At 73.3% G+C, this 9,151-nt stretch carries 11 protein-coding genes; 5 read left to right on the top strand and 6 right to left on the bottom strand.

Annotated elements, in window-relative coordinates; translation table 11 throughout:
- Window positions 1-37: 37 nt before the first annotated feature.
- The 4 genes from ACFWGZ_RS11760 to ACFWGZ_RS11745 all read right to left on the bottom strand — a co-directional run bounded on the left by ACFWGZ_RS11760 (window position 38) and on the right by ACFWGZ_RS11745 (window position 3,072).
- Window positions 38-925, bottom strand: coding sequence for a dioxygenase (locus ACFWGZ_RS11760; protein WP_382451436.1), 888 nt, complete (start codon window positions 923-925; stop codon window positions 38-40).
- On the bottom strand, window positions 922-1,992 hold the full coding sequence (locus ACFWGZ_RS11755) for a maleylacetate reductase (RefSeq protein ID WP_382451435.1): 1,071 nt from the start codon (window positions 1,990-1,992) through the stop codon (window positions 922-924). Before ACFWGZ_RS11755 ends, ACFWGZ_RS11760 begins: the two co-directional genes overlap by 4 nt.
- A gap of 83 nt (window positions 1,993-2,075) precedes the next feature.
- Entirely contained in the window at window positions 2,076-2,495 is a 420-nt protein-coding gene (locus ACFWGZ_RS11750; RefSeq protein WP_382451434.1) for an HIT family protein, read from the bottom strand.
- A 40-nt stretch (window positions 2,496-2,535) separates the two neighbouring features.
- Window positions 2,536-3,072 (bottom strand): TetR/AcrR family transcriptional regulator, encoded by a 537-nt coding sequence (locus tag ACFWGZ_RS11745; protein ID WP_382451433.1) that lies wholly within the window; start codon window positions 3,070-3,072, stop codon window positions 2,536-2,538.
- A 71-nt stretch (window positions 3,073-3,143) separates the two neighbouring features.
- Between ACFWGZ_RS11745 and ACFWGZ_RS11740 the strand changes: the two genes are divergently transcribed.
- The 3 genes from ACFWGZ_RS11740 (at window position 3,144) to ACFWGZ_RS11730 (ending at window position 4,957) form a co-directional block, all read left to right on the top strand.
- Window positions 3,144-4,184: an aldo/keto reductase gene (locus ACFWGZ_RS11740; RefSeq protein WP_382451432.1), complete on the top strand. Its 1,041-nt coding sequence runs from the start codon at window positions 3,144-3,146 to the stop codon at window positions 4,182-4,184.
- Window positions 4,185-4,274: 90 nt separating this feature from the next.
- Window positions 4,275-4,670, top strand: coding sequence for a hypothetical protein (locus tag ACFWGZ_RS11735; protein WP_382451431.1), 396 nt, complete (start codon window positions 4,275-4,277; stop codon window positions 4,668-4,670).
- On the top strand, window positions 4,631-4,957 hold the full coding sequence (locus tag ACFWGZ_RS11730) for a hypothetical protein (RefSeq protein ID WP_382451430.1): 327 nt from the start codon (window positions 4,631-4,633) through the stop codon (window positions 4,955-4,957). The genes ACFWGZ_RS11735 and ACFWGZ_RS11730 overlap by 40 nt, the downstream gene beginning before the upstream one ends.
- Window positions 4,958-5,027: 70 nt before the next feature.
- On the opposite strand, the gene ACFWGZ_RS11725 is transcribed toward ACFWGZ_RS11730, so the two are convergent.
- Complete coding sequence (locus tag ACFWGZ_RS11725; protein ID WP_382451429.1) at window positions 5,028-5,777, bottom strand: SDR family NAD(P)-dependent oxidoreductase; 750 nt, start codon at window positions 5,775-5,777, stop codon at window positions 5,028-5,030.
- A 128-nt stretch (window positions 5,778-5,905) separates the two neighbouring features.
- On the opposite strand from ACFWGZ_RS11725, the gene ACFWGZ_RS11720 reads away from it, so the two are divergent.
- On the top strand, window positions 5,906-6,856 hold the full coding sequence (locus ACFWGZ_RS11720; RefSeq protein WP_382451428.1) for a LysR family transcriptional regulator: 951 nt from the start codon (window positions 5,906-5,908) through the stop codon (window positions 6,854-6,856).
- On the opposite strand, the gene ACFWGZ_RS11715 is transcribed toward ACFWGZ_RS11720, so the two are convergent.
- Entirely contained in the window at window positions 6,784-7,779 is a 996-nt protein-coding gene (locus tag ACFWGZ_RS11715; RefSeq protein ID WP_382451427.1) for an ArsR/SmtB family transcription factor, read from the bottom strand. The genes ACFWGZ_RS11720 and ACFWGZ_RS11715 overlap by 73 nt on opposite strands.
- 98 nt (window positions 7,780-7,877) lie before the next feature.
- Here ACFWGZ_RS11715 and ACFWGZ_RS11710 point away from each other — a divergent pair, with 98 nt between their 5' ends.
- Window positions 7,878-9,116, top strand: coding sequence for an MFS transporter (locus ACFWGZ_RS11710; protein ID WP_382451426.1), 1,239 nt, complete (start codon window positions 7,878-7,880; stop codon window positions 9,114-9,116).
- Window positions 9,117-9,151: the final 35 nt, after the last annotated feature.

The following is a 9,151-nucleotide window of genomic DNA, read 5'->3' as shown; positions in this document are numbered from 1 at the left end:
CGTCACGGGGACGGCCGGGGGTGGCCAGGGCGTGCTGTCAGGACCGGGCGGACGCCTCCGCGAGCACGACGTCGAACCGGGTGCGGGCCCACGCCCGGCCGCCGAGCTCGCGCCCGTCCGGCGCCGGTGTCCCCGGCGGTTGCCCGGCGAACCGCTTCACCAGCGAGTCCTTCACGCCGAACACGGAGTCACCGACCGCCAGCTGCGGGTCGCCCTCCACGAAGATGTGCGTCACGAGGGTGCGGAACTGCGCCGCGGTCACCATGAAGTGCAGGTGCGCGGCGCGCATGGGGGAGCGCCGCACCGCCGCGAGGAGCGCGCCGACGGGTCCGTCGTGCGGGATCGGGTACGGCGTGGGCAGCACGCACCAGAACCGGAAGCCGCCGTCGTCCTCGGTGAACAGGTGACCACGGCCCGTCACGCGCGAGTCGGTGTACTGGACGTCGTAGAACCCGTCCTCGTCGGCCTCCCACACCTCGACGCGCGCACCGGGCACGGGGTTGCCGTCGGTGTCCCGGACCGTGCCCTCGACCCAGCACGGCGTGCCGGGGGCGCCGAAGGCGATGTCGCCGCCGTTGCCGACCTCGGGGGAGTCCTCGACGAAGAACGGCCCGAACACGGTGGCCTCGGTGGCGTCGCGGTAGGCCTCGTTGTTGACCGCCACGGTCTGCATGGACGCGCCGAGCACGTCGGAGAGCAGGATGAACTCCTGCCGGCGGTCGTCGGTGAGGTGGCCCGCCGCGGTGAGGAAGTCGATGGCGTGCCGCCACTCGCCCTCGGTCAGCCGCACCTCGCGGACGAACGCGTGCAGGTGCCGCGTGAGCGCGCCCATCAGTTCGCGCAGCCGCGGGTCGGGTGCCCCGGCGAACGACGCCACGACCTCGTCGGTGAGCTGCTGTTCGATGCGCTGCTGGGCGTCGGTCATGCGAGGCTCCACTCGGGACGGTCGCCGTTCCAGGCGGCGGTGAGCAACGTGAGCAGGTCGGACTCGCCGGCCGGGCGCGGGTTCGACGGCGGCACCGCCGGCAGCACCAGCCGCGCCGCCTCGGCGAGCGACTCCCGCGCGAGGCCGGTGTCGCGCAACGAGTGCGCCGCCCCGAGCTCGTCGTAGAGCGAGAACAGGTCGCCGCCGAGCGCGGCGGTGATCCGGCGAGCGGCCTCCGGTGCGGCGGGGGCGTTGAACGCCAGGACGTACGGCAGCACGGCCGTGTGCGTGGCTGCGTGCGGCAGCCCGTACGCCCCACCCAGGACGTGGCAGATCTTGTGGTGCAGCCCCGATCCGGCGGACGAGAACGCCACCGCGGCGAGGTAGGCGCCGTACAGCGTCCTCTCCCGCCCTTCGAGGCCACCCGGATCGGCGCGCACGAGCCGCAGACCCCCGCTCAACGCGCGAATCCCCTCCGCGGCAAGGGCCTGGTCGATCGGATCGGTCCGCGGCGCCCACATCGAGTCGACGCAGTGCGCCAGCGCGTTGCACCCGGAGGCGATCGCGAGCTCCGTCGGCAACGACAGCGTCAGCGCCGCGTCGTACACGACGGTCACCGGCAGCACCCGGTCGTCGGCCCCGGTGGTCTTGCGCGAGGCCTCGGTCAGCCCCCACACGTTCGTCGCCTCGGACCCGGCGAACGTCGTCGGCACGGCCACGACCGGCACCCCGGTGGTCAGCGCGACGGCCTTGGCGAGCCCGGTCGTGGACCCGCCGCCCACGCTCACCAGCAGGTCGGCACGCGACTCCGCCGCCATCGCACGGGCCCGTTCGGCGTCGGCCACCGGCACGTGCTGCCGCACGTCGGCCACCCGTGCCACCACGTCGAGCCCGGCGGTCACCTCGGGGAACGCCGCCCCGACCACCAGCACCCGGCGCGCACCGAGGCGGTCGACCTCGGCCGCCACGTGCGCGGCGGCCCTGCCGGTCCCGAACAGCACCCGCTGGCCCAGCGTGACGTGCTCCCAGCTCTCGCCGGTCACGTCGTCCTGACTCACGACGGTCATGGGCTCGACGTTAAGGCGGCGGGTTCATATCTGGGAAATACCCGTTTCGCCACCACTGAGACGCTGTGCATATCAACGTGCGGTCATCCGATCGCGTCCCGGACGGCTCGGGCCTCCTCGTCGAGCAACGCTCGCGAGCGTTGCGACGACTCGGCTTCGAGGGTCCAGCCGTCTCCCGGGTAGCGGGGGATCACGTGGAGGTGGAAGTGGAAGACGGTCTGGAACGCCGCCTCGCCGTCGCAGACGAGGACGTTGATCCCCGCCGCGCGCAGGCGTGAGCGGCGCAGGGCGCGCGCCATGTCCTGGCCCACCGACCAGATGTGCGCGCTCGTGACCCTGTCCAGGTCCTCCAGGCCTGCCGCGTGCCGGCGCGGCACGACCAGGAGATGTCCGGGCGTGACGGGGTTCAGGTCCATGAAGACCACCGCGGTCTCGTCCTCGTGCACCACGCTCGCCTCGGCCCGCCGGTCCGCGATGGCGCAGAAGACGCACTCCTGCGTCATGTCCTCGATGCTTCCCCCTGTGCCGGGCCGGGCGCAACCGTCAGCTCTCGATGATCACCGCGAGCGCCTCGGCGAACGGCCCCGGATCGACGTCGCCGCGCACGGCCAGTTGCTGCGCGTACCCCTGGCACAGCGCCACGAACGCCTCGGCGATCCGCTCCGCCGCGCCGGGCGGGCGGCCGGGCAGCAGTGCCGCGACCGCCTCGCGCAGGTCGTCGAGCTGGTGCTGGACGACGGCGGCGAGCGCGGGGGAGACGGCGGCCTCGGCGTAGATCTGGGCGACCAGCCGGGCGTGGCCGTGCTCGCGGGCCGCCGCGCGGACGTGCTCGAGGAACTCGCGGGCGGTCGCGGCCGTCAGTTCGGCGGGCAGCGTGTGGCTCGTCTGCTCGCAGATGGCGACCACGATCTGGTCCTTGCTCTTGAAGTACCGGTAGATCGCGCCCGTGGACAGGCCAGAGGCCTCGACGAGGTCGGGCATCGACGTCCGCGCGAACCCGTGGCTCGCGAAGCGCGCGCGGGCCGCGTCGATGATCTGCTGACGGCGGGCGTCGAGGTGGGCCTGGGTGACCTTCGGCATAAAGAACGACCATTCGTTTTTGTAGTAACGTCTCGAAGGTACCCCACTGCCGAGTCCCCAGGGAGACTTTCGTGCGCTATCAGATCTTCGGACGGCACACCGGGCTGCGGATCTCGGAGCTCGTGCTGGGCACGGCCAACTTCGGGTCCGCGCCGGCCGCCGCCGGGGTGGCCGGGGCGAAAGCGGTCTTCGACGCGTTCGTCGCCGCCGGCGGCACGACCTTCGACGTCTCGAACATCTACCAGGGCGGCGAGGCCGAGACGCTGCTCGGCGACTTCCTCGGCCGCGACCGCGACGACTTCGTCGTGATCACCAAGTACAGCGGCTCCCGCGGCGCCGCGGTCCGCCAGGGCACCACCGGCAACAGCCGCAAGACCATGGTCCGCTCGCTGGAGGAGAGCCTGCGGCGGCTCAAGACCGACCACGTCGACGTCCTCATGCCCCATTTCCCCGACGGTGTCACGCCGGTGGCGGAGATCCTGGCGGGCTTCGAGGAGCTGATCCGCGCGGGCAAGATCCGCTACGGGGGCCTGTCGAACTTCCCGGCCTGGCGGACCGCGGGCGCGGCGACCAGGGCGGAGCTCGGCGGCACCTCGCCGCTCGCGGGCATCCAGACCGAGTACAGCCTGGCCGAGCGCTCCGCCGAGCGGGAGCTGATCCCGATGGCGGACGCGCACGGCCTGGGCGTCGTCGTGTACTCGCCGCTGGCGGGAGGCCTGCTGACCGGGAAGTACCGCCGCGGCGAGGAGGGCAGGCTGACGGCCGGGGGCGTCCGGGACACCGGCCGGCGCACCGCCGTGCTCGACGCCGTCCTGGCCGTCGCCGACGAGCTGGGCACGGGACCGGTCCAGGTGTCCCTGGCGTGGCTGCGCGGGCGCGCCGCACGGGCGCGGACGTCGATGGCGCCCATCGTCGGTCCCCGCACCACGGCCCACCTGCGGGGCTACCTCGACGCGCTGACCGTCGAGCTCGGCGACGAGCACTACCGGATGCTGGACGAGGTCAGCGCGGTCCAGCTGGGCACGCCGCACGAGGACGTGGCCGGGGCGCTCGCGCACGGCGCCGACGGAGACCGGAGCCTGCTCGACGTCCCGCTCGTGCCCGTCGTCTGACCGCAGGCGAGATGCGTTGGGGCGCAGCGCATCAGGCCGGGGCGGCCGCCGGTTCAGCGTGATCGCTGGTCATCGGACGATCGCGGGCACGTGAAGGAAGTACGCCAGGTGTCAGGGACGGGCGAGCACGACAACGCCGAACCGGTGCTTCCCGAGCTGGACCCGACCACGCTGGCGGTCCAGCAGCTCGTCAACGCCTCGCGGGAGCTGACCAACCGCACGGCGCGCAAGATGAACGTCCACCCCACCGACATGAGCGCGCTGGCCCTGCTGGAGCAGTTCGGTCCGATGGGTGCTGCGGGTGATGTGCGCGGCACCGGGGGACGCGTCTCCGTCCGAAGAGGACCGAACGTGGGTCAGCCGAGGAACTCCGCCAGGACGCGGGCCGTCTCGGCGGGAGCCTCGGCCACCATCCCGTGCGAGGCGTCGATCCCGTGCAGCCGCAGGTGCGGCTGCACGGGGAACGCCCGAGCGCGCTCGGCCTGACCGGCGCCGCGATCGCCGCGTGCACGGTGTGGGACGCCCACTCGATCAACGTCATCGGGATGCCCCCGGTCCTGTACTTCGCGGCCGGGTGCGTGGTGCAGAGCGCGCTCCTCACGCCGTACGCGCTGGCCTACCTGCTGGTGCTGTTCACGATGCGCACCACCCCGGTCGGCGTGGTCGCGCCGGTCCGCGAGCTGAGCATCGTGCCCGGCGAGCCGCACCCGGTGCGCCGCCTGGTAGGCGCCACGATCGTCCTGTGCGGGATCGCGGCCATCGCACTGGGATGAGCCGCGTCAGGGGCGGACCGCCCCACGCTCGCGGTCGCGCCCGTGATCAGAACGGCCTCTTCGCCGCATTTCAGACCTGTGCCATTCCGCCGTCGACGCACAGTTCCGCGCCGGTCATGAAACTGCTGTCGTCCGAGGCCAGGAAAAGCGCCGCGCCGGCGAGTTCCTCCGGCCGGCCGAGGCGGCCCAGGGGGACGTGCGTCGCCATCTGGGCGCGCAGCGCCGCCGGGTCCTGCCCGAAGTACTCGGCCTGCCCGTCGATGATGGCCGTGTCGAACGGGCCCGGCGTCAGCACGTTGACCCGCGGGCCGCGCCCGCCGAACTCGGCCGCCCACACGCGGGCGTAGGAGCGCACGGCCGCCTTCGCCGCGCTGTAGGTCGTCGACCCGGTGAGTCCCTTGAATCCCTGGACCGAGCCGACCAGGATGATCGAGCCGGTGGCCGGCACCAGCGGCAACAGTGCCTGGACGGTGAACATCGTGCCGCGGGCGTTGATGCCGAACGTGCGGTCGAAGTGGTCCTCGGACACCTCGCCGAAGTCGGCCCGCTCGATCATGCCCGCGTTGGCGACGAGGACGTCGAGGCGCCCGCCGCCGGTCCGGATGGTCTCGGCCAGGGCGGCGAGCTCCTCCGTCGACGTCGAGTCCGCGACGACCGGCGTGACCCGTCCGGTGATCGAGGCCGCCGCGTCGTCGAGAACGTCCTTCCGGCGGCCCGTGATGTAGACGTGGGCACCCTCGGCCGCGAACCTCTCGGCAATCGCGAGACCGAGGCCCGCTCCGCCGCCCGTGACCAGGGCGACCTTGTCGGCGAGACGCATTGTTTCTCCGTTTTCCCGCAGTGACCGTCGCTTTCGCAGCCGAAGGTACACAGGACGCCGATATAGAAGCAAAGAGTTGATTGCTATGATTTGCATAGACGATTTCTATGTGGCGAGGCGGGCCCCGGATGAACCTGAGGCAGTACGAGTACGCGCTGACCGTCGCCGAGGAGGGCAGCATCACGGCGGCGGCCGAGCGGCTGGGCCTGGCGCAGCCGTCGCTGTCGCAGCAGATCGGCACCCTGGAGAAGCAGGTGGGCGTCCGCCTGTTCACGCGGACCCCGCAGGGCATGCTGCCGACGGCGGCGGGCCGGGCCTTCCTCGTGGAGGCGGAGATCGCCACCACCGCCTCCCGCCGCGCGCTCACCGCCGCCCGCTCCGCCGACGCCGACCTGACCGGCGAGCTCGTCATCGCCGTCTACCTGGGACTCGGCACCCGCGTGCTGCCCCGTGCGCTGGGGGAGCTGCGCCGCCGCCACCCCCACCTGGAGGTGACGCTGCACGAGGAGCCCGACCCCGCGGACATGGAACGGCTCTCCCGCCAGGGCACGCTCGACCTGGTCCTGGTGCACGAGGTCCCGCCCGGCTGCACCTTCGACGTCCACCCGCTGGGCAGGGAGTCCTACGTCGCCGTGCTGCCCGAGGGCCACCCGCTGCTGAGCCGCGACGAGCCGCTGCTCCTCGACCACCTCGCGTCCGACGGCTGGGTGCGCTACCGCCGCACCAGCAAGCTCGACGAGTACCTGGCGCGCGTGCTCGCCGAGCGCGGCCTCGCCCCGCGCACGGTGGGCCGGGCGTCCCAGATCTCCACCGCCGTCCGGCTGGTCGCGGAGGGCCTCGGCGTCACCATCGCGCCGTCGTCCGCGATCCCCGACCGTGCCGGGCACCTGACCCGGCCGCTGCGCCCCGGTCTCTCGGAGCCGGTGGTCGCGGGCGTGCGCCGCTCACCGGGCCGGGCCGAACTGGCCCTGCTGGAGGAGCTGGGCCGGCAGGACTGGTCGGACGGTCAGCCCTCGCCGTCCGCCAGGGGATCGGCGAGCAGTGCGACGAGCTCCTCGCCGCGTTCGGTGAGCCGGTAGACGACGGTGCGCCCCAGCTTCGCCCGCGCGACGACGCCCGACCGGCGCAGCACCGCCAGGTGCGCGCTCACGGTGCCCAGCGACACGCCCAGCACCCGGGCGAGCTGGCTGGAGGTGGCGGGCGTGCCGAGCTCGCGCACCACCGTCGCGCGTCCCGGACCGAGCAGAGTGGACAGTGCGTCGCCGGGCTGGTCCCCGGCCGAGGCGCCCGCCCCGCGCGCCGGGTAGACCAGCGCGCAGTGCGGACCGCGCTCGCACAGCCACCGCCCTCCTCCGGCCGTGTGGGGCACGAACACCAGGCCCTCGTCGCCCACCTCGCGGTCCGGCCAGTGCTGGTCGCTGAAGCGGATGGCGTTCTCCCCGACCCAGGTCGGCTTCCGGGTCATCGTCTCGACGGCGTGCTTCCAGCCGTACGCGGCCAGCAGACCCGCGCGGTACATGATGTCGCGTTCGAGCACGGCCCGGCGCCGGGGCCAGTCCGGCGCCACGAACAGCTCCCAGCCCTCCTCGAGCACGGCGGCCGCGCGCGCCGCGAGCCCGGTGAGCGCGAGCCAGCCCGTGTCCTGCGGCTTCCAGCTCGCGGCGACGGACTGGGTGATCGTGTCCCGCACCTGGTCGTCGGTGAACCGCTCCACCTCGCGGAGCTCGTCCGCCATCGTCGTCCGCATCCCGTCGGCGGGCGGCAGCGCCACCAGGTCGGGCAGCCACTTCGTCGCGGCCACCAGCGGGACGAGTCCCGCGGCGACCTCGTTGCGCCGCAACCACTTCCGGTAGGCGTCCTGGTGCCGGGCGTGCCAGCGGGCGAGCTGCGGACCGGGACCGGCGCGATCGAGGGCCATGAGCGAGCCGAGCGTCTCGGTGAGCGGCGAGACCGCGAACCGGCTCCGGGACAGCGCCGCCGGGCTGAGCCGGACGAGGGTCATGGCCGTTCTCCCCACGGCTGCTCGTCCGCCGGTGGCGGACGTTGCGAGAATCGGCGCAAGGTTAGCGCCGGGCCCGCACGGCCCACCACGCTCACCGCGTGCTCTTCACGCCCCCGTTCCGCGGGTTCTTCCTCGGCCGCACCGTGTCCCTGCTCGGCAGCTCCATGGCTCCGGTCGCCCTCGCCTTCGCGGTGCTGGACGCGTCCGGCCGCCTCACCGACCTCGGGGTGGTGCTGGCCGCGCAGATGGTGCCCCAGCTCGCGCTGCTGCTCGTGGGCGGCGCCGTCGCCGACCGGATGTCGCGCCGCGTGGTGCTGGTCGTGACCAACCTCGGCGCCGGCGTCGTGCAGGGGCTCGTCGCCGCGGTGCTGCTCACCGGGCAGTACCGGCCGGCGGTCGTCGCGGGTCTCGCGTTCGTGCTGGGCGCGATCGAGGCGTTCGCCTCGCCCGCGTTGCGCGGCATCGTCCCCGAACTCGTGCGCGAGGACGACCTGCAGAAGGCGACCGCGGTGCTGGCCTCCGCCCGCAACGCCGTGAAGATCGCCGGACCGGCCGCGGCGGGACTGCTGGTGGCCGGGGCCGGCCCCGGCTGGGCGATCGCCGCCGACGCGCTCAGCTTCCTCGTCGCCGCGGCGTTCCTCGCGCGGCTCCCGCCGAGGACGGTCGTGCCGGCCGCGCGGCGCCGGTTGCTCGCCGACGTGCGTGCCGGCTGGGTGGAGTTCCGCCGGATTCCCTGGGTGTGGCCGATGGCGCTCTCGTACTGCGCGATCAACCTCGTCAACACCGGGCCGTGGCTGGTGCTCGGCCCTTCGCTGACGAAGGAGCGCGACGGGGAGGCGGCCTGGGGACTCGTGCTCGGCGTGCGCGCGGTCGGGCTGCTGGTGATGAGCGTGGTCGTCGTGCGGCTGGTCGTGCGCCACCCGCTGCGCGTCGGCACCGTGGCGGGAGCCGCCGGTGCGGCGGGCCTGCTCGCCCTCGGCCTCGGGTTCGGCACGACCTGGTCGGCGGTGTGCGCCTTCGTGGCCGGCCTCGGGTTCGCCGTTTCGGGCATCTTGTGGGAGACGTCGCTGCAGCGGCACGTGCCGCGCGAGGCGTTGTCCAGGGTCGCCTCCCACGACGATCTCCTGTCCTACGCGGCCATCCCGCTCAGCCAGCTGCTGGTCGGGCCCGCCGCGGCGGTGTGGGGAGGCGCGACCGTGGCCCTGTGGGCCGGTGTGCTCTTCGTCGTGGCGGCGCTCGCACCGCTCGCGGTGAAGCCGGTGCGAAACCTGGGCGTGCACGCCGCCGGGGGCTCTCGTGAATCGAATTCACTCAATGGTGCGAACGATTGTCGGTGATCGCTTTCCGGATTGCCGACGGGCATCGGGCCGAT

Origin of the sequence: Lentzea sp. NPDC060358 (genome assembly GCF_042725365.1) — a bacterium.
GTDB lineage: Bacteria > Actinomycetota > Actinomycetes > Mycobacteriales > Pseudonocardiaceae > Lentzea.
This window is presented reverse-complemented; position numbering and strand designations above follow the sequence as displayed.